At 62.7% G+C, this 23,067-nt stretch carries 22 protein-coding genes; 14 read left to right on the top strand and 8 right to left on the bottom strand.

Features of this window, described 5'->3' with window-relative positions; all coding sequences use genetic code 11:
• Positions 1-260: 260 nt before the first annotated feature.
• Entirely contained in the window at positions 261-1,640 is a 1,380-nt protein-coding gene (locus AC6CIE_RS26790; protein ID WP_498094783.1) for a ClcB-like voltage-gated chloride channel protein, read from the top strand.
• Between the two features lie 55 nt (positions 1,641-1,695).
• Here AC6CIE_RS26790 and AC6CIE_RS26785 read toward each other — a convergent pair whose 3' ends face one another.
• A complete protein-coding gene (locus AC6CIE_RS26785) occupies positions 1,696-2,169 on the bottom strand; it encodes a GNAT family N-acetyltransferase (RefSeq protein ID WP_498094781.1) in 474 nt (157 codons plus the stop codon).
• 352 nt (positions 2,170-2,521) lie between these two features.
• Here AC6CIE_RS26785 and AC6CIE_RS26780 point away from each other — a divergent pair, with 352 nt between their 5' ends.
• The gene (locus tag AC6CIE_RS26780; protein ID WP_498094779.1) at positions 2,522-3,193 is read left to right on the top strand and encodes a sce7726 family protein; all 672 of its coding nucleotides are present in this window, start codon (positions 2,522-2,524) and stop codon (positions 3,191-3,193) included.
• On the opposite strand, the gene AC6CIE_RS26775 is transcribed toward AC6CIE_RS26780, so the two are convergent.
• Both AC6CIE_RS26775 and mnmE read right to left on the bottom strand, forming a co-directional pair.
• Positions 3,188-4,270 (bottom strand): beta family protein, encoded by a 1,083-nt coding sequence (locus AC6CIE_RS26775; RefSeq protein ID WP_498094777.1) that lies wholly within the window; start codon positions 4,268-4,270, stop codon positions 3,188-3,190. The genes AC6CIE_RS26780 and AC6CIE_RS26775 overlap by 6 nt on opposite strands.
• 235 nt (positions 4,271-4,505) lie before the next feature.
• Entirely contained in the window at positions 4,506-5,858 is a 1,353-nt protein-coding gene (mnmE, locus tag AC6CIE_RS26770) for a tRNA uridine-5-carboxymethylaminomethyl(34) synthesis GTPase MnmE (RefSeq protein ID WP_498094775.1), read from the bottom strand.
• A 116-nt stretch (positions 5,859-5,974) separates the two neighbouring features.
• Here mnmE and AC6CIE_RS26765 point away from each other — a divergent pair, with 116 nt between their 5' ends.
• From AC6CIE_RS26765 to AC6CIE_RS26720, 10 genes are all read left to right on the top strand, one after another.
• A complete protein-coding gene (locus AC6CIE_RS26765) occupies positions 5,975-7,561 on the top strand; it encodes an ABC transporter substrate-binding protein (RefSeq protein WP_218342480.1) in 1,587 nt (528 codons plus the stop codon).
• A gap of 19 nt (positions 7,562-7,580) precedes the next feature.
• Positions 7,581-8,555 carry an ABC transporter permease gene (locus AC6CIE_RS26760; RefSeq protein WP_498094773.1) on the top strand — a complete coding sequence of 325 codons (975 nt, stop codon included), beginning with the start codon at positions 7,581-7,583 and terminating at the stop codon, positions 8,553-8,555.
• On the top strand, positions 8,552-9,472 hold the full coding sequence (locus AC6CIE_RS26755) for an ABC transporter permease (protein ID WP_218342479.1): 921 nt from the start codon (positions 8,552-8,554) through the stop codon (positions 9,470-9,472). Before AC6CIE_RS26760 ends, AC6CIE_RS26755 begins: the two co-directional genes overlap by 4 nt.
• An 11-nt stretch (positions 9,473-9,483) precedes the next feature.
• On the top strand, positions 9,484-10,494 hold the full coding sequence (locus AC6CIE_RS26750) for an ABC transporter ATP-binding protein (protein WP_498094771.1): 1,011 nt from the start codon (positions 9,484-9,486) through the stop codon (positions 10,492-10,494).
• Entirely contained in the window at positions 10,491-11,507 is a 1,017-nt protein-coding gene (locus tag AC6CIE_RS26745) for an ABC transporter ATP-binding protein (RefSeq protein WP_498094769.1), read from the top strand. The genes AC6CIE_RS26750 and AC6CIE_RS26745 overlap by 4 nt, the downstream gene beginning before the upstream one ends.
• A gap of 111 nt (positions 11,508-11,618) precedes the next feature.
• Positions 11,619-12,818, top strand: a complete 1,200-nt coding sequence (locus tag AC6CIE_RS26740; RefSeq protein WP_218342476.1) for a M20 aminoacylase family protein — start codon at positions 11,619-11,621, stop codon at positions 12,816-12,818.
• 178 nt (positions 12,819-12,996) lie between these two features.
• Positions 12,997-13,899, top strand: coding sequence for a TauD/TfdA dioxygenase family protein (locus AC6CIE_RS26735; protein ID WP_175136953.1), 903 nt, complete (start codon positions 12,997-12,999; stop codon positions 13,897-13,899).
• A 43-nt stretch (positions 13,900-13,942) separates the two neighbouring features.
• On the top strand, positions 13,943-14,986 hold the full coding sequence (locus tag AC6CIE_RS26730; protein ID WP_498094767.1) for an ABC transporter substrate-binding protein: 1,044 nt from the start codon (positions 13,943-13,945) through the stop codon (positions 14,984-14,986).
• Position 14,987: 1 nt separating this feature from the next.
• Entirely contained in the window at positions 14,988-15,818 is an 831-nt protein-coding gene (locus AC6CIE_RS26725) for an ABC transporter ATP-binding protein (RefSeq protein ID WP_175124828.1), read from the top strand.
• Between the two features lie 11 nt (positions 15,819-15,829).
• Positions 15,830-16,708, top strand: coding sequence for an ABC transporter permease (locus AC6CIE_RS26720; protein ID WP_498094765.1), 879 nt, complete (start codon positions 15,830-15,832; stop codon positions 16,706-16,708).
• 125 nt (positions 16,709-16,833) lie between these two features.
• Here AC6CIE_RS26720 and AC6CIE_RS26715 read toward each other — a convergent pair whose 3' ends face one another.
• The 5 genes from AC6CIE_RS26715 to rpmH all read right to left on the bottom strand — a co-directional run bounded on the left by AC6CIE_RS26715 (position 16,834) and on the right by rpmH (position 21,170).
• Positions 16,834-18,279 (bottom strand): catalase, encoded by a 1,446-nt coding sequence (locus AC6CIE_RS26715; RefSeq protein ID WP_175124830.1) that lies wholly within the window; start codon positions 18,277-18,279, stop codon positions 16,834-16,836.
• A gap of 283 nt (positions 18,280-18,562) precedes the next feature.
• Positions 18,563-20,239 (bottom strand): membrane protein insertase YidC, encoded by a 1,677-nt coding sequence (yidC, locus tag AC6CIE_RS26710; RefSeq protein WP_495602505.1) that lies wholly within the window; start codon positions 20,237-20,239, stop codon positions 18,563-18,565.
• 48 nt (positions 20,240-20,287) lie between these two features.
• On the bottom strand, positions 20,288-20,560 hold the full coding sequence (gene yidD / locus AC6CIE_RS26705; RefSeq protein WP_175124832.1) for a membrane protein insertion efficiency factor YidD: 273 nt from the start codon (positions 20,558-20,560) through the stop codon (positions 20,288-20,290).
• Complete coding sequence (locus tag AC6CIE_RS26700) at positions 20,557-20,928, bottom strand: ribonuclease P protein component (protein ID WP_175124833.1); 372 nt, start codon at positions 20,926-20,928, stop codon at positions 20,557-20,559. The genes yidD and AC6CIE_RS26700 overlap by 4 nt, the downstream gene beginning before the upstream one ends.
• 107 nt (positions 20,929-21,035) lie before the next feature.
• A complete protein-coding gene (gene rpmH, locus AC6CIE_RS26695) occupies positions 21,036-21,170 on the bottom strand; it encodes a 50S ribosomal protein L34 (protein WP_006228069.1) in 135 nt (44 codons plus the stop codon).
• Between rpmH and AC6CIE_RS26690 the strand changes: the two genes are divergently transcribed.
• Together AC6CIE_RS26690 and dnaA are read left to right on the top strand one after the other, a co-directional pair.
• Positions 21,169-21,561: a hypothetical protein gene (locus AC6CIE_RS26690; protein WP_498094762.1), complete on the top strand. Its 393-nt coding sequence runs from the start codon at positions 21,169-21,171 to the stop codon at positions 21,559-21,561. The genes rpmH and AC6CIE_RS26690 overlap by 2 nt on opposite strands.
• Before the next feature lie 44 nt (positions 21,562-21,605).
• On the top strand, positions 21,606-23,066 hold the full coding sequence (dnaA, locus tag AC6CIE_RS26685) for a chromosomal replication initiator protein DnaA (RefSeq protein WP_175136956.1): 1,461 nt from the start codon (positions 21,606-21,608) through the stop codon (positions 23,064-23,066).
• Position 23,067 lies beyond the last annotated feature (1 nt).

Here is a 23,067-nt window from a genome sequence, read left to right as displayed (position 1 = left end):
CTTGTTCAACTTGCCTCCACAACATGTGCACAAGCGCGCTACTTAGGAGTTATCCACAGGGCATTTTTGGCAACTGGGTCCCGGGAAGCGCCCTTTTACTCCGGAAAACCGCCCTACGCCTACCCGGATTTTTGCCCTTGCAGCGCCCCAAAACGGGCCGCTACGCGGCGATTGGAATCGGGTATTCGAGGGGTGACCTGAGCGGTTTGTTGACGGTGCGCTGAACAAAAAGTGAGCAGGATCCGCCGTAGAATCCGGCCATGGATAGCGACTTGAAACTGCGCCGACCGGCCTGGGCCAGGCGGTTGAAACGCGGACTTTTGGCGGAAAATTTAGCCTTGACGTTGTGTGCGGCCGCGTTGGTTGGCGCCCTGGGGGCGCTGGCAACGGTGGTGTTTCGCGAACTGCTTGGCTGGATGCAATTATTGGTAGGGGGCGACGAGGTTCCCCACGGCATGGTGTCGCTGGCGCGTGGGCTGGACCCCTGGCAGCGGTTTCTGATGCCAGCGGCCGGGGGCGCGATCGCCGGCCTGATCCTGCAGGCTGCCACCCGATGGCTGCCCCGGCGGGGGGCAGCCGACTATATGGAAGCCATCTCGATCGGCCGTGGCGTCATCGGCTTTCGCCAGACGGTCGCGCGCAGCCTGTCCTCGATTTTTTCAATCGGATCCGGCGCATCGATCGGCCGCGAGGGACCGATGGTGCAACTGGCGGCAATGTGTGCATCATTGACGGGCCGCTATCTGGTCTTGCCGCCCCGCCATCTCCGGCTGCTGGTGGCCTGCGGCGCGACGGCGGGCATCACCGCCGCATACAACGCGCCGATTGCCGGCGCGGTGTTCATTTCAGAGATTGTGTACGGCGTGATTTCAACGGCGACGCTGGTGCCGCTGGCCGTCGCTTCCGTGGTCGCCAACATCGTGACGCGCCAGGTGCTGCGCTACGACGCGGTCTTTCAGATGCCGCATTTCGAGTTCGTGTCGGGGTGGGAAGTGATCAATTACCTGGGACTTGGCCTGATTGCAGGTCTGGCCGCGCCCCAATTCCTGCGATTTCTGGACTTGTCCCGCGCGGCGTTTCGCCGGTTGCCGTTTCCGATCTGGGTGAGGATGGCGGTAGGCGGGCTGGTTGTCGGCGCGCTGTCCGTGATCGATCCCGCGGTGTGGGGCAACGGCTACAGCGTGGTGAACAGCATATTGCATACGGATTGGGCGTGGCAGGCGGTAGCCGCACTGCTGTTGCTCAAGACATTGGCTACGGCGGCCAGTGTCGGGTCCGGCGCTCTAGGTGGAGTCTTCACGCCGACCTTGTTCGTGGGGGCGGCGCTGGGCGCCTTGTACGGGACTGCGCTGCAGGGCCTGTTTCCGACCGGCAGTTTGTCGGCGGTGTCCAGTTATGCCGTCGTGGGAATGGGCGCGCTGCTGGCGGCCACCACGCATGCGCCGCTGATGTCGATCTTGATGATTTTCGAGATGACGCTGAGCTATGAAGTCATGTTGCCGTTGATGCTGGCGTGCATGACGGGGTACGTCATTGCGCAGCGCATCCGGCCGGAGTCCGTCTATGCGAAATCGCTGGCGAAAAACAGGATCGCCGCGCATTTTAAGGCCAGAAAAGGCAGGCCGATAAATTATGAGTAAAAGCTCATATTTCCGAATCGGCTCTTTGGATATTTGAGAGTTTTGCAAGAGCCCATTAATCAAGGGGCTTTTGCATGAAGACGCGCTTCAGCCCAATCTCCGTGGCGCGATGCGTTTCCACATAGCCGCGCCGCGTGTAGATGGCGATGTTCTCGCTCATCACTTCCTGGGTGTAAAGCCGGATGCGTGAAAAGCCGGCGCGGCGCGCGGCGTCTTCGGCCCACTGCAGCAGCGTCCGGCCGTGGCCCTTGCCTTGCGCGGTTGGCGATACGGCGATGTTGTCCAGCAACATGCAACTGTCGTCGGTTTCTGGAATCAGCACGATGAGGCCTTCGATGCCGTCTTCCGATTCCAGGACGTGAACCACGCCTTGCGCGACGCGCGCCGGATAGTCGTCCAGCATGGGACCAGGCGTGGCGCCGTTGCGTGCGATGTAAGGGGTGTACGCGTCGCGGACGATGCGCTCGAGGGCGGGGACGTCGCCGGCGAGGGCGACGCGGATAAGAAGTGCGAGGGGATTCTTATTCACGGCGAGACAATCCAGGCTTTTTCGCGGTCGACGTGATCGAGAATATCCCGAAAGGAATTCAGTGCGGCGTGCGCGATCGTTTCGTCCTGGTGATGTTCGCTTTTCCAATAGCCGAACGCGAACGATGGTGGTGAGCAGACCTAACGACCGTTGCAAGTCAGGTGCTGCGCAGGATAGGACAGAAAGAAGCGGTGTCGGTCAACGCAGCGCGTTAGAGTGTTGAGAACGCGAAAATTGCCCCAGATAGTGCTTCCGCGTATCGCATAGCTCTTGCCAGAAAGTCTATGATTCGTAAAATTTAGCGCGGGCTACGCAAGGAACTTTCTTTCTTGCAATCGAACCATACAGGGCCATGACAGAAGTAGAGATCCGCAATTCACTGATAACGCGGTTGGCCTCCTCCCCGGCAGGCGCAGACGCGTCATTCATTTCTGAGCTATTCCTCGATAACTTTTCGCGTCGAGCGGATCTTGTGATGGCTAACGGCAAGCTGGCAGTTTTTGAAATCAAAAGCAGCCGCGACACGCTCGATCGATTGGTAGGCCAGTTGGAAACCTATTTGCTCCTTTTTGAACACGTGACGATCGTGTGCGCCTCAAAGCACCTCGCAGGTGTCGAAGCGGTGGCGCCGAGTGGCGTAGGGATCTGGGAAGCTCAAGGTGATGGATCGATGCGCATCGTCCGACGGGCACGCGCCCGAAGCATATCCTCGAAAAAAAGCTGGGTCAGCTTTTTGCCGGTCGACGAGTTGCGGGCGCTCTTGCGTATGAATGAAATACGCGCAGTTGGTACTCGCGGCGAACTGGTGCAGGCAATCGACAGTGTTCCCGTGAAGGTTGTGCGTGCGTATGTGCTGTCATACATGAAGCGGCGGGCGCAACGAATTCACAACCTGCAAGAGCGAAAAAAGGGAATGCTGCGGGGATCCGATTGCGCCGATCCCCTTTCCCGCATGGCGCAATACCTCCTGAAGATTCAGCAGTCCGCGCCGGTCGCGATTCCGCGTAAGGTCGCCGCTTTATAGGTCGTCGTCTTCACCATGGCTAATGGCACCGCTGGCAATGGCCTCGGAAAAATCTATTTGTCGGGCGAGGTGAATATTGACCCTCACCGCAATCCAGGGGCCTGCTGCGCGGGCATATGGATCGCCTTTTGCCGTATCGACGGTTTTGGATTCACCCCAAATTTTCCTGGCGCCAATGTCGTGGTCTGCGTCCAGAATCGCCTCCGCCGCTGATCGATAACCTTCCTCAAGGTCTTTGATTCTGGGTCGCCTTTCGAATGACCACTCTAGTTCACGCGGATAGTCGATGCGGGGAACGATCTTCATTACCGCCGGCACAGCGTCGTAGACGACCGAATGAATCGAGCCGTGGTCACCATATACTGCAACCGTGTCGCCACCAATGCGGGCATGCAACTGGCGCTCGAGGATTCCGATGGATCCTCGGCTTTTTCCGTCGTCATCCGTGTACGGAATTGTTGAAGAGGGAAAGCTGGTGGCTAACACCGAGATCACGACTTCCGGGAATTCGGCACGTATTTGATTGATGGTGTGGATGCATGCCGTCGTGTAAGCGGTCATCGCCTCGCGTACGTATTGGCAATCAATAAACACTATGGCACTTCTGGCGTCGTCGAGCGCGCTTAGCGCGTTCACGACGATTGACGTCTGTGCGTCGAAGTCACGAATTCGGAACGCCACCCTTCCCCACGTTCGTTCGATCTGCTGGCCTTGCTTGATGACGTCACGAACGCCGGAGTCTGAACTGATTTGAACGACGGGGATTGCACCTGGATACGTGGCTGCAAACTCTCGCCATGCACCAAAAGCGCCGGTTCGGTCGCGCAAAGCTTTCTGTTGTTCAGGTAAGTGCGTTGCGTCGGTGGTGAGGTCGAGAAAGTAGGGAAGACCGCCCATGGCCTCTTGCGCCTTTTCCGCGCCCCTGCCGAAGTCCTGTGCATTGCGCCACTTGCCCAAAGTCAGGATGGGCATGATTTTCGCTTTGCGGGCAGGATCGAGCATCTCCAAGCCCTTAAGCTCCGCTTGTCGCGCCCGGAGGGTGGGGAAGTAATGGTAGTCGTCGAAGTTCACATCCATCGTGCTGGGTCTCCTCCGGTGGGTATCGGGGTTGTTGTGGCTATCGTCGCGACGCGTGCGCGATCCGTGCCGCTGAAAACCAGACTGGTGATTTCGCAGAGAGGCGTGGATGCGGTTAAGTGACAATAGACACTCCCAGCCCAACGAGTTTTGATCTTCGTCAGGTGGTTTCAGTCAGACTGCAGGTTTCCATTGGATTGCGGCAGGACGCGGCTTTGTGCACGCAATGAAACCGCTACTTCCCAATACAAAAACTGGAGAAAATCTCCCCCAGCAGATCATCGCTGGTGAACTTGCCAGTGATGCTCGACAAGCTGTCATGCGCCAACCGCAGTTCCTCGGCAAACAAGTCCAACACCCGGTCATCCTGGCTGGCATGCGCGGCAGCCAGTTCCAGATGCTCCGCCGCCTCCTGCAACGCATGCAAATGACGTTCGCGCGCCAACCAAGGCGATTCCGCACCCGGATTCCAGCCCGCAATTTGCAGCAGTTCCGCGCGAAGCGCATCCAGGCCGGCGCCGCGTTTGGCCGAGATGCCCAGTTCGCCGGGGCCGGCGGAAAAGGGCTCGGGCAACAGATCCACCTTGTTGAACACCTTCAGCACCGGCGTGCGCGGCGGCAGCCGCGCGGTGATCTGCGCGTCCAGCTCGTCGCCTGGCTGGGTGGCATCCTGCAAATGGAGGATGACGTCGGCGCGCTCGATCTCTTGCCAGGTGCGGGCAATGCCGATGCTTTCCACCGTGTCTTCGGTTTCCCGCAGGCCGGCCGTGTCGACAATGTGCAGCGGCACGCCATCAATATGGATTTCCTGCACCACTTTGTCGCGCGTGGTGCCGGCGATGGGCGTGACGATGGCGATGTCGTCGCCGGCCAGCGCGTTGAGCAGGCTCGACTTGCCTACGTTGGGCTGGCCGGCCAACACCACATGCAGGCCTTCGCGCAGGATGACGCCCTGCCGCGCCTGCGCAATCAATGCGGAAAGATCGCTCGCCAGCGCGTCCAACGTCGGACGGGCCTGATACTTTTCCAGGAAGTCGATTTCTTCTTCGGGGAAGTCCAGGGTCGCCTCGACCAGCATGCGCAGATGAATGATGCGATCGGACAGGTCGTTCACACGCGCCGAGAATTCGCCTGACAGCGACGCCATGGCGCCGCGCGCGGCCGCCACGGACGACGCTTCAATCAGGTCGGCAACCGCTTCGGCCTGCGCCAGATCCATGCGGTCGTTCAGAAACGCGCGGCGCGTGAATTCGCCGGGTTCGGCCAATCGCACGCCCAGATCTCGGCCGGCGACCAGACAGCTATCCAGCACACGTCGCAGCACGGCCGGGCCGCCGTGGCCCTGCAGTTCCAGCACGTCTTCGCCGGTGTAGGAATGAGGCCCACGAAAGTAGATGGCAATGCCTTCATCCAGCAGTTCGCCGTCCACCGTCTTGAAGGGGAGATAGTGCGCATGGCGGGGAGTGAGATCGCGCTGGAACAGGCGCCGCACCAATCCGGACAGGTCCGCACCAGAAATGCGCACGACGCCGATGCCGCCTCTTCCGGGGGCGGTGGCGATGGCGGCGATGGGGGCGTAGGCGGACATATCAGGGGCAGAAGACAGGGCTAAACAATAGGGGAATATAACTGTTGCGCGGCGCGTTGTTTGCTGGTTACTGTGGCCCCGAGGTTCAAAACCCGAAACAACTCTGGGAGATCACGATGGCATCTCGGTTTTCGCGTGTATTGGCCTGCGGCGCTGCCGCGGTGGTGATGGCCTGTGGCACATACAGTTCGGCCATGGCTCGCGACCTGGTGATCGGGTTGAAGACCGAGCCCTCGTCGATGGATCCGCAATACCACGCGTTGACCCCGAACACGCAGATCTCCCAAACCATTTTCGATACGCTCGTTGCCACGGACGCGCAACTCAAGCCGCAGCCTTCGCTGGCGGAATCGTGGACCGTGGATGGCAAGGTCTGGACTTTCAAGCTGCGGCCGAACGTGAAATTCTCGGATGGCACGCCCTTCACCGCCGAGGATGTCGTGTTCACGTATGACCGCGTCCCGAAGGTGCCGAACAGCCCGTCGCCGTTCACGCTGTATCTGGGGTCCGTCGCCAAGACCGAAGCCGTGGATCCGATGACCATCCGCATCACCACCAAGGAAGTCGCGCCGAACCTGCTGGTCAATCTGGCGCAGTTGCCCATCCTGTCGAAAAAGGCCGCGTCGGGCCCGGCTGCGGAAGGCAAGACGACGACCGAATTGAACAGCGGCGATGGCCTGATCGGAACCGGACCCTACAAGTTCGTGTCCTGGAAGCGCGGCGCGGAATTCGTGCTGGCGCGCAACGACAACTACTGGGGCAAGAAACCCGAATGGGATCGCGTGGTCTACCGCCCGATCAGCAACGCGGCCGCGCGCGTTGCCGCGCTGTTGGCGGGAGACGTCGACATGATCGAAGATCCTCCCACCGACGACCTGCCCAAGCTCAAGTCCGACAAGAAGCTCTTTGTCGAGGAAACGCCGTCGGTGCGCGTGGTGTACGTGGCGCTGGACCAGTACGCGGAGCCGTCGCCCGGCGTGCAAGGCACCGACAAGAATCCGATGAAGGACAAGCGTGTGCGCGAGGCCTTGTCGCTGGCGATCAACCGCGATGCGCTGGTCGAACGCGTGATGGGCGGTGTCGCCCTGCCCGCGGGCAACCTGCTGCCGTATCCAATGTTTGGCGCCAGCAAGGAACACTCGAAGGCGCCCAAGGCCGATGTGGAAAAGGCCAAGGCGCTGCTCAAGGAAGCGGGCTATCCGAACGGCTTTTCGATCACGCTGGGCTCTCCGTCCGGCCGGTATGTCAACGATTCGAAGGTGGCGCAGGCCATTGCATCGATGTGGACGCGCATCGGCGTGAAGACCAGCGTGGACGCGATGGCGCCCCCGGTGTTCTTCAAGAACCGTGACAGCTATTCGTTCTCGGCATATCTGGCGGGATGGTCGGTGACGAGCGGTGAAATGTCCAACGCGCTGACGTCGCTGCTGATGACGCGCAATCCGGAAGCCGGCCAGGGCACGACGAACCGCAGCCGCTATTCCAATCCCAAGATGGACGAGCTGGTGAAGCAGGCCTCGTCCACGATGGACGACGCCAAGCGGGCGGAACTGCTGTCGACGGCCAGCAATATCGCGATGGATGACTTCGCCATGCTGCCCGTGCATTTCGAGCTGTCGGTCTGGGCCATGAAGAACGACATCCGCTACCAGGGCCGTCCGGACCAGGTCACGCTGGCGCAGAACGCAACGCTGAAGAAGTAAGCGCGCCGGGCGATCTCTCGTGCTTGCAACCATTGTCAGAAGGCTGCTGCAGACCATCGTCGTCATGCTCGTCATGTCGGCGTTGGTCTTTGCCGGCATTTACATGGTCGGCGATCCCGTCTCGATGCTGGCCAGTCCCGAAGCGACCGAGGCGCAACGCGCCGCGATTAGCGCGTCGCTGGGACTGGACCAGCCGTTGTGGCGGCAGTACCTGATCTTCATGAGCCAGGCCGTGCGCGGCGATTTCGGGAACAGTTTCCTGACCGGCGAGCCGGCCATGCACCTGATCCTGGAACGCATGCCCGCAACGGTGGAGCTGGCCTGTGTGGCGATGCTGCTGTCGGTGCTGATCGGCGTGCCGCTCGGCATTCTGGCCGGTCTGAAACCTGCAGCAGTGGGTTCGCGAGCGATCATGACGGGCTCGGTGCTGGGGTTCTCGTTGCCGAACTTCTGGGTGGGCCTGATGCTCATCATGGTGTTCGCGGTGATGCTGGGCTGGGTGCCGGCCGGCGGCCGTGGCGACACGGTCAGCCTCGGTTCGCTGCAGTTGAGCGTGCTGACGTTCGATGGCTGGCTTAGCTTGGTGTTGCCTGCAGCGACCATTGCCTTCGCCAAGTGCGCGATGATCATCCGCGTGACGCGCGCCGCCACACGCGAAGCGCTGCCCATGGATTACATCAAGTTCGCGCGCGCCAAGGGCCTGTCCGAAAAGCGCGTGCTGGGCGTGCATCTGCTCAAGAACATCCTGATTCCGGTGGTGACGGTGGCGGGCCTGGAGTTCGGCCAGGTGATGGCGTTTGCCGTCGTGACCGAGACCGTGTTTTCGTGGCCGGGCATGGGCAAGCTGCTGATCGATTCCATCATTAACCTGGATCGTCCGGTGGTGGTGGCGTATCTGCTGCTGATCGTGTTCTTCCTGGTCATGTTGAATCTGGTGGTGGACATCATCTACACGGTGCTGGACCCCCGCGTACGTTTGGATAGCCGCCGATGAACTCGCCCGCCACCGTCGCCTCGCCCCCGGCCCCGACGAAAGAGCAGACGCCCTGGCGCCGCTTCGTGTCGGATTTCTTCGCCAGCAAGCTCGCCACGCTGGGGCTGGTGATGTTGATCGTGATCGTGGGGGCGGCGTTGCTGGCGCCCTGGATCGCGCCGCAGAATCCGTACGATCTGGCCAGCCTGGACATCATGGATTCAAAGCTCAAGCCTGGCAGCGAAAGCGGGGATGGTTCGATGCGCTACTTGCTAGGAACCGACGGCCAGGCGCGCGATCTCTTTTCCGCCATTCTGTACGGCATGCGCACCAGTTTGATGGTGGCCACGGTGTCGGTGCTGGCCGCCTTCGGCATTGGCGCGACGGTTGGGCTGATTGCCGCCTATTTTGGCGGACGCATCGATGCCCTGCTGATGCGGGTTGTGGATATCCAGTTGTCGTTCCCGGCGATCCTGGTCGCGCTGATGCTTCTGGCGATTCTGGGCAAGGGTGTGGATAAGGTGATCATCGCGCTCATCGTCGTGCAGTGGGCGTATTTTGCGCGGGCGGCGCGCGGCGCGGCGCTGGTCGAGCGCGGCAAGGAATATGTGGAGGCGGCGCGCTGCATGTCGCTGTCGTGGTCGCGCGTGCTGTTCCGGCACGTGCTGCCGAACTGCATGCCGCCGCTCATCGTGATCGCCACGATCGACCTGGCGCACGCGATCGCGCTGGAAGCCACGCTGTCGTTCCTGGGTGTCGGCGTGCCGGTGACGGAACCGTCGCTGGGCATGCTGATCTACAACGGCTTTGAATACCTGCTGTCGGGCCAGTATTGGATTTCGTTCTTTCCCGGTATCGCGCTGGCGTTGGCCATCATCGCCATCAACCTGGTGGGCGACCACCTGCGCGATGTGCTCAACCCGCGGCATGCGAATTGAGGACGGGAGCGATGCAGACACTTGCGGCGCAACGCCCCTTGCCTGACCGTTCCCCGGTGCTTGAGGTGCATGGGCTGAAGACGCATTTCTTCACGCGCAACGGCGTGGTCAAGGCCGTGGACGGCGTGGACCTGACGCTGGCCGAGGGCGAAATTCTGGGCCTAGTCGGCGAGTCCGGATCGGGCAAGAGCATCACGGGTTTTTCCTTGATGGGCCTCTTGGATGAACCCGGCCGTATCGTCGAAGGCCAAGTATTGCTTAACGGTGAAGACTTGCGCGCGGCCACGCCTGCGCGATGGCGGCAGTTGCGGGGACAGGAGATCGCGATGATCTTCCAGGACCCGATGATGACGCTTAACCCGGTGCTGCGCGTGGATACGCAGATGATCGAAGCGGTGCAGGCGCATGCCAAGGTGTCTCGCGAAGCGGCGCGTCAGCGCGCGCTGCAGACGCTTGCCATGGTTGGCATTCCGTCGCCCGAAGAGCGACTGCGGACGTATCCGCATCAGCTGTCGGGCGGCATGCGCCAGCGCGTGGCCATCGCCATTGCGCTGTTGAATTCTCCGCGCCTCATCATTGCGGACGAGCCCACGACGGCGCTGGATGTCACGATTCAAGGCCAGATCCTGTTCGAGGTGCAGAAACTCTGCCGCGAAACGGGGACCGGTCTCATCTGGATCACGCATGACCTAGCCGTGGTGGCGGGTCTGGCCGATCGCGTGTCGGTGATGTATGCGGGGCGTGTCGTGGAAACCGGCAGCACCGAGGCGGTCATCCGCCACCCGATGCATCCCTACACGCACGGGTTGATCGCGTCGATCCCGACGCCGCAGTCGCGCGGCAAGCCACTGGTGCCGATTCCCGGCATGACGCCGTCGCTGCTCAACCTGCCGCAGGGCTGTGCATTCCGAGGGCGGTGTCCGCGCGCGACGGACGCCTGTCTGGTCGAACCGCCGCCTGTTGAAGTCCGCCCGGCGCAATGGGTGCGCTGCTGGCATGCTGGAGCGCCGGACGCGATATGAACGACGCCCTGAACAATCCCACGCCGATCCTCGCCCTGCGCGACGTCGAACTACGCTTCGTGCAGCCGGTGGATCTGGCCGGCCGCATCGCCAACCTGCTGGGCGCGGGACTGAAGACGCAGGTGGTGCATGCCGTGGCCGGCGTGGACTTGGCGGTCAGACCGGGCGAAGTGATCGGCATCGTCGGTGAATCAGGCTGTGGAAAATCCACGCTGGGCCGCATCGTGTCGGGCATCCTGCCGCCGACCGCCGGGCAGGTGGATTATCAGGGCAAGCCCGTGCAAGCCATGAAGGGCCCGGAGCGGCGCGCTTACGAGCTGGGCGTGCAGATGATCTTCCAGGATCCGTACGCGTCCCTGAATCCGCGCATGCGTGTGCGCGAGATCATCGGCGAGGCGCCCGCGGCGCATGGCCTGATCCGGTCGCGGGACAAGCAGGAGTACGTGGCCGGTTTGATGCGCCAGGTGGGGCTTGATCCGAGCTTTGCACAGCGTTATCCCCATCAGTTTTCGGGCGGCCAGCGTCAGCGCATCGGCATTGCGCGGGCATTGGCGCTGAAACCATCGGTCATCGTCTGCGATGAGGCCGTGGCCGCGCTGGACGTGTCGATCCAGGCGCAGGTGCTGAATCTGTTCGAACGGCTGCGCGATGAGCTGGACCTGACGTATCTGTTCATCAGCCATAACCTCAGCGTGGTCAGCCATATCTCGGACCGCGTGGCGATCATGTATCTGGGACGCATCGTCGAGCTGGCCGATACCGATACGGTGTTCGCGCGCGCCAATCATCCGTACACGCAGGCGCTGCTCAAGGAGCTGCCGACGCTCGTGCCCGGGCGGCGTGCGTATCAGCCCATCCGGGGCGAGCTGCCCTCGCCCCTGGATCCGCCCACGGGGTGCGCGTTTCACCCTCGGTGTCCCCATGCCATGCCGCGCTGCAAGGCCGAGCGCCCGCTCCTGCGCGAGATCACGCCAGGCCAGTTCAGCGCCTGCCATTTGAACGATGCCGCCTGACCTGCGCCGAAAAAGGGCTGGACGCGGCACGCGGGGCAGCGCGAGAATTCCCCGACCAGCAGGCCATTTGCGCGTGCGCCCTCCTTCAATCCAGACAGCTTATCCACAGCCATGAAAACCATTGCCGAAATCGAACGCGTACACGGGGATCTGACGGCCCTGCGACGCGACATCCATGCGCATCCGGAACTGGCGTTCCAGGAAACGCGCACGTCCAACCTGGTGGCCGAACGCCTGCGCGGCTGGGGACTCGAAGTCCACACGGGGCTGGGGAAAACCGGTGTGGTGGGCATTTTGCGCGCCGGCAGCGGCGGCAAGACCATCGGCCTGCGCGCCGATATGGACGCGCTGCCGATGCCGGAGCACAACCGGTTTGCCCACAAGTCCACGATCAGCGGGCGCATGCACGGCTGCGGTCATGACGGGCACACGACGATGCTGCTAGGCGCCGCGCAATACCTCTCCACGCATCGCAATTTCGACGGCACGGTCGTGTTCATCTTCCAGCCGGCCGAGGAAGGCGGCAACGCCGGCGCGCGCGCCATGATGCAGGACGGGCTGTTCGACAAGTTTCCCTGCGATGCGGTGTTCGGCATCCACAACATGCCGGGCATGCCGGTCAATCAGTTCGGCTTCCGGTCGGGGCCGACGATGGCGTCAAGTAATCGCTGGGACATCGTGATCAAGGGTGTCGGCGGGCATGCGGCTCAGCCGCATTCGTCTGTTGACCCCATCATCGTGGCCGCCGACATGGTGCACGCGCTGCAGACGGTCATCTCGCGCAGCAAGAATCCGCTGGATCAGGCGGTGCTGTCGATCACGCAGATTCACGCGGGCGATGCCTACAACGTGATTCCCGGCGAGGCGGTGCTGCGCGGCACGGTGCGCACGTATTCCGTGGAGACGCTGGACAAGATCGAAGCCGACATGCGCCGCATCGCCACCACCCTGCCGCAGGTCTATGGCGGCACGGGCGAGCTGGATTTTGTGCGCGCGTACCCGCCGCTGGTGAACTGGGAAAACGAAACCGCCTTCGCAGCCAAGGTTGCCGAAGACACCTTTGGCGCGGAAAACGTGCTGCGCGACATGCCTCCGTTCATGGGCGCGGAGGACTTTTCGTTCTTCCTGGAATCCGTGCCGGGCTCGTATCTGTTCCTGGGCAACGGCGACGGCGATCACCGCATGGAGTCGTATCACGGCATGGGTCCGTGCCAGCTGCACAACCCCAACTACGACTTCAACGACGCGCTGCTGCCGGTGGGCGCGACGTACTGGGTGAAGCTGGTCGAGGCCTTCATGCCGGCCAAGTAAGGACCAATACGCTATTTGCTTATATGCGGATGGCCATGAAGCCGCGGGGGCGCCCCGCGGCTTTTTGCTATATGACGTAAAGCTTTGATCAAACGCCGATATCTTCGTTTGAGATACATGGCGCGGTTTTCATAATCGGTCGTTCCAGCCATGCCGCAAGGCGAATTCGGAGCGATCGATGTCCCAGAGCAATGCCTTGCGGCGCGAAGCGCACGCCGCCCCCCAGCCGCAGTCCTTTGACGTGCGCCCCCTGCCCGGTCCCCTTGGCGCGGAGATCATCGGCCTGGACCTGTCGCAGGAACTGGCGCCCGCCGATTTTGCGCGCGTGCACAAGGCGCATCTGGACCATCACCTGCTCGTGTTCCGCGACCAGCGCATCACGCCCCAGCAGCACATCGATTTCAGCCGCCGCTTCGGCCGCCTGATGATCCACGTGCTGCACCAATTCCACCTGCCGGGCCATCCCGAGATCCTGACAGTCTCGAACATTCTGGAAGATGGCAAGCCCATCGGATTGGGCGACGCGGGCAAATACTGGCACTCGGACATCTCGTACAAGGAACTGCCCAGCCTGGGGTCGTTGCTGCATGCGCAGGAGCTGCCGGCCGAAGGCGGCGACACTTTGTTCGCCAACATGCACCTGGCCTACGACACCTTGCCGCAGGCGTTGAAAGACGCAATCGACGGCAAGCGCGGCGTGCATTCCTACCTGGCCCAATACGGGCAATTGCAGAAGGAAGGCAATTGGCGCCCGAATTTGAGCGCGCAGCAGATTGCGCAGGTGCAGGAGGTGGTGCATCCGGTCGTGCGCACGCATCCGGAGAACGGCCGCCGCGCGCTGTTCGTGAGCGAAGGCTTCACGACTCGCATTGAAGGATTGCCCGAAGACGAGAGCCGCGCGCTCCTCGCCGAGCTGTTCGCCCACAGCGTGCGGCCGGAACACATCTACCGCCACAAATGGCAGCCGCATGACCTGGTGTTCTGGGACAACCGCTCGCTGATCCACCTGGCGGGCGGCACGCCGGATCACCTGCGCCGCAAGCTCTACCGCACCACGATCGAAGGCGATGTGCCGTTCTGACGCGCGTATTTCGGCCTTAAACCACTTATCCACAAGGAACGCCATGCGTTTGACCTCCACGCTACGGGATCGACTGGTCCAGACCGCCACGGGCGCGGGCCTCGCGCTGATACTTGCCGTGCTGGCGCTGGCTTCGCCGACGCCGGCCATGGCCGAAGGGCGCATCCGCATTGCCGAACAGTACGGCATCGTCTATCTGCTGCTGAACGTGGCGCGCGATCAGCAGCTCATCGAAAAGCACGGCAAGGCCGAAGGTGTGGATATCTCGGTCGAGTGGGCCAAGCTGTCCGGCGGCTCGGCGGTGAATGACGCGCTGCTGTCGGGGGCTGTGGATATCGCGGGGGCGGGCGTGGGACCGCTCTTGACGATCTGGGATCGCACGCACGGCAAGCAGAACGTGAAAGGCGTGGCGTCGCTGGGCAACTTTCCGTACTACCTGGTCACCAACAACCCGAACGTGAAGACGATTGCCGATTTCACGGACAAGGACCGCATCGCCGTGCCCGCCGTGGGCGTGTCGGTGCAATCGCGCGTGCTGCAGCTGGCGTCGTCCAAGCTGTGGGGCGACGCGCAGTACAACAAGCTGGACAAGATCTCGGTGGCGCTGCCGCACCCGGACGCCGCGGCGGCCATCATTGCCGGCGGCACGGAAATCACCGGCCACTTCGGCAACCCGCCTTTCCAGGAGCAGGAGCTGGCCGAGAACCCCAAGGCGCGCATCGTGCTCAATTCGTATGACGTGCTGGGCGGTCCCAGTTCGTCGACGGTGCTGTTCGCCACCGAGAAATTCCGCCGCGACAATCCCAAGACCTACAAGGCCTTCCAGGAAGCGCTGAAGGAAGCCGCCAGTTTTGCCGCCGCCAATCCGGAGAAGGCCGCGGACATCTACCTGCGCGTCACCGGCGCCAAGCAGGATCGCGACTTCCTCATCAAGGTCATCAAGAATCCCGACGTGCAGTTCAAGCTGCAGCCGCAGAACACGTTCGCGCTGGCGCAGTTCATGCACAAGGTCGGCGCGATCAAGAACGAACCGGCAAGCTGGCGCGACTATTTCTTCGACGATCCCGTCACGGCGCAGGGCAGCTGACATGGCTGTGAGCCCCGCCGCCCCTGTGGATAACGTTCAACGGCCCACGCCTTTGCTGGCTGTGGATAAGGTGTCTATCGAATATAAGACGCGCGAACGGCGTGTTCGCGCGACGCATCAGGTCAGTTTTGACGTGCACGGCGCCGAGCGTTTCATTCTGCTCGGGCCGTCCGGCTGCGGGAAATCGACGCTGCTCAAGGCGGTTGCGGGCTTCATCGAACCCACTGAGGGACGGATCGCGATCGATGGCAAGACCGTGCAAGGGCCTGGCCCGGACCGCATCGTGGTGTTCCAGGAATTCGACCAGTTGCCGCCCTGGAAGACGCTGCGCCAGAACGTGGCGTTTCCGCTGCTGGCCTCGCGCAAGCTCAACCGGCGCGAGGCCGATGAACGGGCGATGCATTACCTGGACAAGGTGGGGCTGGCGGCCTTTGCCGATGCCTATCCGCATACGCTGTCGGGCGGCATGAAGCAGCGCGTGGCCATTGCGCGGGCGCTGGCCATGCAGCCGCGCGTGTTGCTGATGGACGAGCCCTTCGCGGCGCTGGATGCGCTGACGCGGCGGCGCATGCAGGAAGAACTGATGGCGCTGTGGGACGACGTGCGGTTCACGCTGCTGTTCGTCACGCACTCGATCGAAGAGGCGCTGGTGCTGGGCAGCCGCATCCTGTTGCTGTCCCCGCATCCGGGCCGCGTGCGCGCCGAACTGAATGCGCACGGCTTTGACCTGCACAGTCAGGGCTCGGCGGCGTTTCAGGCGGCGTCGCGCCGCATTCACGACCTGTTGTTCGAAACCGCCCCGCTGGCTCAGGCCGAGCGCGCGGCGGCCTGAAAGGAGCGCGCATGAGCATCAGCCATGCCGGATCGGCGTTCATTCGCCCCGAGGTGGAATACGACCTGCCGCCCCTGCCCCCGCAGGCCGCCGAAGCGCCGCTGCTGTTGCACGAGCGGCTGTGGCAGCACGCCGCCCTGCGCAAGGGCGTGATCCTTGTCCTGTTGGCGGCGGTGTGGGAGCTGGCGGCGCGTTATACCGACAATGATCTGCTGTTGCCTGGCGCGTGGCAGACCGCCCAGGCCTTTGTCGATGGCGTGACCAGCGGCGAGCTGCTGGCGCGCGCCGGACAGTCGATGCGCGTGCTGGTGCAGGGCTACCTGGCGGGTGTCGTGCTTGCCTTTGTGCTGACGACGCTGGCGGTGTCCACGCGGTTCGGCCGTGATCTGCTGTCCACCCTGACGGCGATGTTCAATCCGCTGCCGGCGATTGCCCTGCTGCCGCTGGCGCTGCTGTGGTTCGGACTGGGCGAAGGCAGCCTGGTGTTCGTGCTGATCCACTCGGTACTGTGGGCGCTGGCGCTGAACATGTATGCGGGCTTTCTGGGGGTGTCTGACACCCTGCGGATGGCGGGGCGCAATTACGGGCTGACCGGGTTGCGCTACGTCCTGCAGATTCTGGTGCCGGCTGCCCTGCCCGCCATCCTGGCCGGATTGAAGATCGGCTGGGCGTTTGCGTGGCGCACGCTGATTGCCGCCGAACTGGTGTTTGGCGCGTCCAGCGGCAAGGGCGGGCTGGGCTGGTACATCTTTCAGAACCGCAACGAGTTATACACAGACCGGGTGTTCGCGGGCCTGGCCGCGGTGGTCATCATTGGTCTGCTTGTGGAAAACCTGGCGTTCGATACGCTGGAGCGGCTGACGGTGCGGCGGTGGGGGATGCAGCGGTGATTGGCGTGCGGTTTGCGGCGGATGCTGCGGGATGATTGAGGCGATTGTTGCAGCGATCGTGCAATCAGAATGAAAAAGGGGGGCGGCCATGATGCCGCCCCCCTCTCATGGATGGTGCGTAGCGTTTACAGCTTCAGCCCCAACGCCTTGGCGACGCCTTCGGCATAGGCCGGATCGGCCTTCCGGAAGTGATCCAGCTGGCGGCGCTGGATGACTTCCGGCACGCTGGCCATGTGACGGCCGATGTTGCCGAACAGCAATTCCTGCTGGGCCGGCGTCATCAGGCGGAACAAGGCGCCCGGCTGCGAGTAATAGTCGTCGTCGACGCGATGGTTCCAGCGGGCTGCGGCCTGGCCGTCCAGCGCCAGCGGCGGTTCGGCCGCCGAGGGCGTTTCCTTCCATTCGCCCGCGCTGTTGGGCTCGTAGTTGATCGTGGCGCCGGCATTGCCGTCCACCCGGCCAGCCCCGTCGCGATGGAAGCTGTGGAACGGGCACTTGGGCGCATTCACCGGGATCTGGTGATGGTTGATGCCCAGGCGATAGCGGTGCGTGTCGCCATACGAGAACAGGCGGCCCTGCAGCATCTTGTCCGGCGAGAAGCCGATGCCCGGGACCACGTTTGCCGGCGTGAAGGCGGCCTGCTCGACCTCGGCGAAGTAGTTCTCGGGGTTGCGGTTCAGCTCCAGCACGCCGACCTCGATCAGCGGGTAGTCGCCATGCGGCCAGACCTTGGTCAGGTCGAACGGGTTGATGTGATACGTCGCCGCTTCGGCCTCGGGCATGATCTGCACCTTTAGCGTCCACTTCGGGAAGTTGCCCTCCTCGATGTTCTGGAACAGGTCACGCTGCGAGCTTTCGCGGTCGTGGGCGACGACCTGCGCGGCCTCTTCATCGGTCAGACAGGCGATGCCCTGCTGCGACTTGAAGTGGAACTTCACATAGAAGCGTTCGTTGTTGGCGTTGATGAAGCTGAACGTGTGCGAGCCAAAGCCGTGCTGCTGGCGCAGGTTGGCGGGGATGCCGCGATCGCTCATCAGCGTGGTGACCTGGTGCAGCGATTCGGGGTTGAGCGACCAGAAATCCCACGCCGCGGTGGCGTTGCGCAGGTTGGTCTTGGGATCGCGCTTCTGGGTGTGGATAAAGTCGGGGAACTTCAGCGGGTCGCGGATGAAGAAGACGGGCGTGTTGTTGCCGACCAGATCCCAGTTGCCTTCGTCGGTGTAGAACTTGATGGCAAAGCCGCGCACGTCGCGCTCGGCATCGGCCGCGCCGCGTTCGCCGGCGACGGTCGAAAAGCGCAGGAAGAGTGGCGTCTCTTTGCCGACTTTGGAAAAGATGTTGGCGCGGGTGTAGCGGGTGATGTCGTGGGTGACGGTGAACTTGCCGTAGGCGCCGGAGCCCTTGGCGTGGACGACGCGCTCGGGGATGCGTTCGCGGTCGAAGTGGGCAAGTTTTTCAATCAGCCAGAAATCTTCCAGCAGGGCCGGGCCGCGGGGGCCGGCGGTCAGGGTGTTGTTGTTGTCCGGTACTGGGGCGCCCGAGGCGGTAGTCAGAGGCTTCTTGTCGGTCATGGCACACTCCCTAGATCATTTCTGGATGACGCGGATCCGCTTGGCGGGCCGCGCGCGTTGCAGCAAAAACTCCGGCGGGCGGGACGCCGGAGGGCAAATTCAGAGCCATCATAGGTGTCATGGTTGACTGTGTGAAGTTGATTGATCCTGCTTTTCCGATAAGTAATACCTATGTATAGGCCTCATGGGCATAGAAAATGCTGAGTGTGCCCTTCGCGTTTCATTGGCAACGGGCGTAAAAAAACCGGCCTCGAGAGGCCGGTTTCTTGTGTCGGGAAGGCGATCAGCGGTTGGCTGCCACTTCCGACTTTTTCTGGATGGCGCGGGTAATGGACCACTGCTGCGCGATCGACAGGATGTTGTTGACGCACCAGTACAGCACCAGGCCGGCCGGGAAGAAGAACATCATTCCGCCGAACACCAGCGGCATGATCATCATGACCTTGGCCTGGATGGGATCCGGGGGCGTCGGGTTCAGTTTGATCTGCAGGAACATGGTGGCCATCATGATGGCGGGCAGAATGAAGAACGGATCGCGGACCGACAGGTCGTGCACCCACAGGATCCACGGCGCGCCGCGCATTTCCACGCTGGCCAGCAGCACCCAGTACAGCGAGATGAACACCGGAATCTGAACCAGCATCGGCAGGCAGCCGCCCAGCGGGTTGATCTTCTCGGTGCGGTACATCTCCATCATGGCCGCATTGAGCTTCTGCTTGTCGTCGCCGTACTTTTCCTTCAGGGCCTGCAGGCGCGGAGCCACCTGCTTCATGCGGGCCATGGAGCGGTAGCTGGCGGCGGCCAGGGGGTAGAACACGGCCTTGATCAGCACGGTCAGCGCCACGATCGTCCAGCCCCAGTTACCCAGGATGGAATGCAGCCAGGTCATCAGGGTGAACAGCGGCTTGGCGATGATGGTCAGCCAGCCGTAGTCGACCACCAGTTCCAGGCCCGGCGCCAGCGCGGCCATGGCCTTCTGGTCTTGCGGACCGACCCACAGGTGCGAATCGACGCGGGCGGCGGCGCCGGGGGCGATGTCGCCAACGGCTTCGATGCTGCGGCCGGCGTACAGGTTCGGCTGGACTTCAAGCAGTTCGTTGGTGCGCGGCTTGCCTTGCGGGGGCACCCAGGCCGTGGCGAAGTAGTGCTGGACGACGGCGATCCAGCCGTTGTCCGCCTGCTTGATGTAGCTGGCCTTCTTCTTCTGGATGTCGCTGAACGTGCTCTTCTGGAACTTGTCCTGGTCCGAGTAGACGGCAAAGCCCGTGAACGTGTGATAGAAGCTGGACGTGTCGGCCGGGTCGTTGCCGTCGCGCTCGATCTGCAGGTACAGCGAGGGCGTGACGGGGGCGGTGCCGACGTTGGCCAGGTCATGGCGCACGTCGATGTCGTAGCGGCCACGGTGCAGGGTGAACGTCTTGGTGACCTTCACGCCGCCGGATTCGCCTTCGAACGTGACGACCAGGTTGTCGCCGGTCAGTTCGCGTTCCTGGGAGACCAGGCGGAAAGGCGTCTGATGCGTGGGGAAGCTTTGGCCGCTGGGGGCGCCGACCACGCCGGTCTGCACCACGTAGTTCAGGCCCGCCGAGCGGTCCAGCAGAACCGTGGGCTTGTCGGCCTGGCCGGTGGCCGGGTACTTCAGCAGTTCGGCGCGCACAAGCTGGGCGCCCATCGTGTCGAAGGTCAGGCGCAGCACGTCGGTGGTGATGACGACTTCTTCGGAGCGCGTGGGAACGGGCGTGGCGGCGCCAGGCACCGTGGAGGCCGGGGCCGCGGTGGCAGCCGGGGCGCTGGGCACGGACGGCGTCGCGTTGTTGGCCGCAGCCGGCGCTTCGCTCGTGCTGGCCGCGGGCGGGGCCCCGAACAGCGACGGCTTGCCGTTATGGATTTGCCAGTTGTTCCAAAGGAGCAACAGCGAAAAGGAAAAAATCATCCAGAGGACGGTTCGTCGGATATCCATGGTGCCTACTGAAGTGAATACGGGCCAGCAAAGCCCGCCAGTTTAGCGTCAATCGTGCTCGATGCGGTGGCTGTGGGAGCAGCAACGGGCGTCGTTGGTTCCCTTGGCCGGCGGAACCGGATCCAGGCCCCCGGGCGACCAGGGATGGCAACGGCCGATGCGCCGGACGCCCAGCCAGAAGCCGCGCCATGCACCGTGGCGCTCGATCGCTTCGATCGCGTACGCCGAGCAGGTCGGAGTAAAACGGCACTGCCGGCCGATCCAGGGACTCAGGAAGAACCTGTAGAACCGGATCGGGGCAATGAGTAGTGCCTTGATCATCGTGCGATCCGCTCAAAGTGAGCGTCCACTTCGGCTCGGGCGGCGCGTTTCAGCGCAGTGAGCGTGGCGGGCGCAACCTTGCTATGCAGGCGCACGACGTAATCTTTTGCCGGCAGCGCCAGGCGCCGATGGCGGAACGCTTCGCGGATGACCCGCTTCAAGGCGTTGCGCGTGGAGGCGTGGGCGGCAAACCGCTTGGCGATGATGAGCCCCAAACGAGCACAGGCGTCCTGGCCGGGAGGCAGATCATTGGGAGCGGCGCTCACAATGAAGAATGCCCCTCGGGCAAGACGCCGGCCTTTAAGGGCGGCGGCAAACTCGGAGGGGCGATGCAGCCGCGCCTCCGGGGGAAGCGTGGAGCGCGGCATGGACTGCGGATCAGGCGGTTGCGCGGAACCGGAACAGGATTGCGAGAGATCTTGCAATATGGTCGGTCCGTGCGAAAGTCAGTTTCCGGAAAACCGGAAAACTGGCCTTAGACGGCCAGACGCTTGCGGCCCTTGGCGCGGCGGGCGCTCAGGATGGCGCGGCCAGCGCGGGTTTTCATGCGCACGCGAAAGCCATGGGTGCGCTTGCGACGGGTAACGGAAGGTTGGTAGGTGCGTTTCATGGACGATCCACAAAAAGAACAAAGTCAGAAGGGACTGCCCGGAGGGTTCCACGTCGCGCCAAGCAGAAGCGGGTATCCAGAGAGCGTTTTTGCAACGGGTTTTGCATGGGTTTTGCATCCAGTGCAAAAAACAACTCTTAGACGGGGCTCTGTACCGAGAATTTCATCTCGGGCGACCTATTCAGCAAAGCTAAAAACCGGACAAATTGCTCTTGTAGGGGCAATTGCGCTTTTGGCAATTACCCTTGCGGGAGCGTGTCCGGCCAAGCTTTCTGCGAAACCTTCTGACAGACAGAATTCGGAAAAGCCCACCATTTCAGCAAGTTTTCCCTGTCTTGTCAAACAGTTAAGGGGGCGCCATATAGACGCTTATGCCCCTCCCTGTGGATAACCCCCGCCCGGGCAAGGTAGAATCGAGGTTTGAATAAGAGCGACATGAAAGAATTCTGGCAGACCTGCGTCAGTCGTCTTGAGCAGGAACTCCCCCCCCAACAAATCAGCGCGTGGATACGACCGCTGGTCCCGCTTGCGTACGACGAAACGCAGGCGGTGCTGCGCGTTGCCGCGCCCAACCGCTTCAAGCTGGATTGGGTGCGCAAAAACTTTTCCCACCAGATCGAAGCGTTGGCCGCGGAGTGGTTCAAGCGACCGGTGCAGGTGCTGTTCGAGCTGCCTTCGCAAGGGACCGCGCCGCGTATGCCGGTCGCGCCCGTGCGTGCGCAGCAGCCAGTCCAGCAACCGCACCCGTCCGCTGCGCCCCCTTCCGGCGCCGCGCCGCCCGTGACGGTTACCGTGACGACCGCCCCGCCCCCGCCCGCCACGACCGCCGCTGCGCAGGCCGTGAACGCGGACGCCGCCAACATCGTGTACGAGCGATCGCGCCTGAACACCGACCTCACGTTCGAGAACTTCGTGACCGGTAAGGCCAACCAGCTCGCGCGCGCGGCGGCGTTGCAGGTCGCGGAAAATCCCGGCACCTCGTACAACCCGTTGTTCCTGTATGGCGGCGTCGGCCTGGGCAAGACCCACCTGATCCACGCCATCGGCAACGCCATGGTTGCGGCGGGCACCGGGGTGCGCGTGCGCTACGTGCATGCCGACCAATACGTGTCCGACGTGGTCAAGGCGTACCAGCGCAAGGCGTTCGACGATTTCAAGCGTTACTACCATTCGCTCGATCTTCTGCTGATCGACGACATCCAGTTCTTCTCCGGCAAGAACCGTACGCAGGAAGAATTCTTCTACGCGTTCGAGGCGATGGTCGCGCAGCGCAAGCAGATCATCATCACCAGCGATACGTACCCCAAGGAACTGTCGGGCATCGACAGCCGCCTGATCTCGCGTTTTGACTCGGGCCTCACGGTCGCCATCGAGCCGCCGGAACTTGAGATGCGCGTGGCGATTCTGCTGCGCAAGGCCGAGTCCGAAGGCGTGCCCATGCCCGAGGAAGTGGCCTTCTTCATCGCCAAGCACCTGCGCAGCAACGTGCGCGAACTGGAAGGCGCGCTGCGCAAGGTCCTGGCCTACGCGCGCTTCCACGGCCGCGACGTGCTGACGGTGGATGTCTGCAAGGAAGCGCTCAAGGACCTGCTGTCGGTGTCCAACGGCCAGATCACCGTGGAAAACATCCAGAAGACGGTGGCGGACTTCTACAAGATCAAGGTCGCCGACATGTACTCGAAACGCCGGCCGGCCAATATCGCGTTGCCGCGCCAGGTTGCGATGTACCTGGCCAAGGAGCTGACCCAGAAAAGCCTGCCGGAAATCGGCGATTTATTCGGCGGCCGTGATCACACCACGGTGCTGCACGCCGTTCGCAAGATTTCCGATGCCCGCGCCAAGCAAGCGGAGCTCAACCATACCCTGCACGTGTTGGAACAAACTCTAAAAGGATGAA

This window comes from Achromobacter sp. GQ309 (assembly GCF_059759315.1).
This window is presented reverse-complemented; position numbering and strand designations above follow the sequence as displayed.

Coding starts and splice junctions, on each gene's coding strand:
- AC6CIE_RS26750 (WP_498094771.1), top strand. CDS start 9,484: ATGCAGACACTTGCGGCGCAACGCCCCTTGCCTGACCGTTCCCCGGTG.
- AC6CIE_RS26745 (WP_498094769.1), top strand. CDS start 10,491: ATGAACGACGCCCTGAACAATCCCACGCCGATCCTCGCCCTGCGCGAC.
- AC6CIE_RS26735 (WP_175136953.1), top strand. CDS start 12,997: ATGTCCCAGAGCAATGCCTTGCGGCGCGAAGCGCACGCCGCCCCCCAG.
- AC6CIE_RS26755 (WP_218342479.1), top strand. CDS start 8,552: ATGAACTCGCCCGCCACCGTCGCCTCGCCCCCGGCCCCGACGAAAGAG.
- AC6CIE_RS26700 (WP_175124833.1), bottom strand. CDS start 20,928: ATGCCGCGCTCCACGCTTCCCCCGGAGGCGCGGCTGCATCGCCCCTCC.
- AC6CIE_RS26690 (WP_498094762.1), top strand. CDS start 21,169: ATGGACGATCCACAAAAAGAACAAAGTCAGAAGGGACTGCCCGGAGGG.
- yidD (WP_175124832.1), bottom strand. CDS start 20,560: ATGATCAAGGCACTACTCATTGCCCCGATCCGGTTCTACAGGTTCTTC.
- AC6CIE_RS26780 (WP_498094779.1), top strand. CDS start 2,522: ATGACAGAAGTAGAGATCCGCAATTCACTGATAACGCGGTTGGCCTCC.
- AC6CIE_RS26715 (WP_175124830.1), bottom strand. CDS start 18,279: ATGACCGACAAGAAGCCTCTGACTACCGCCTCGGGCGCCCCAGTACCG.
- AC6CIE_RS26720 (WP_498094765.1), top strand. CDS start 15,830: ATGAGCATCAGCCATGCCGGATCGGCGTTCATTCGCCCCGAGGTGGAA.
- AC6CIE_RS26765 (WP_218342480.1), top strand. CDS start 5,975: ATGGCATCTCGGTTTTCGCGTGTATTGGCCTGCGGCGCTGCCGCGGTG.
- dnaA (WP_175136956.1), top strand. CDS start 21,606: ATGAAAGAATTCTGGCAGACCTGCGTCAGTCGTCTTGAGCAGGAACTC.
- rpmH (WP_006228069.1), bottom strand. CDS start 21,170: ATGAAACGCACCTACCAACCTTCCGTTACCCGTCGCAAGCGCACCCAT.
- AC6CIE_RS26775 (WP_498094777.1), bottom strand. CDS start 4,270: ATGGATGTGAACTTCGACGACTACCATTACTTCCCCACCCTCCGGGCG.
- yidC (WP_495602505.1), bottom strand. CDS start 20,239: ATGGATATCCGACGAACCGTCCTCTGGATGATTTTTTCCTTTTCGCTG.
- mnmE (WP_498094775.1), bottom strand. CDS start 5,858: ATGTCCGCCTACGCCCCCATCGCCGCCATCGCCACCGCCCCCGGAAGA.
- AC6CIE_RS26740 (WP_218342476.1), top strand. CDS start 11,619: ATGAAAACCATTGCCGAAATCGAACGCGTACACGGGGATCTGACGGCC.
- AC6CIE_RS26790 (WP_498094783.1), top strand. CDS start 261: ATGGATAGCGACTTGAAACTGCGCCGACCGGCCTGGGCCAGGCGGTTG.
- AC6CIE_RS26730 (WP_498094767.1), top strand. CDS start 13,943: ATGCGTTTGACCTCCACGCTACGGGATCGACTGGTCCAGACCGCCACG.
- AC6CIE_RS26725 (WP_175124828.1), top strand. CDS start 14,988: ATGGCTGTGAGCCCCGCCGCCCCTGTGGATAACGTTCAACGGCCCACG.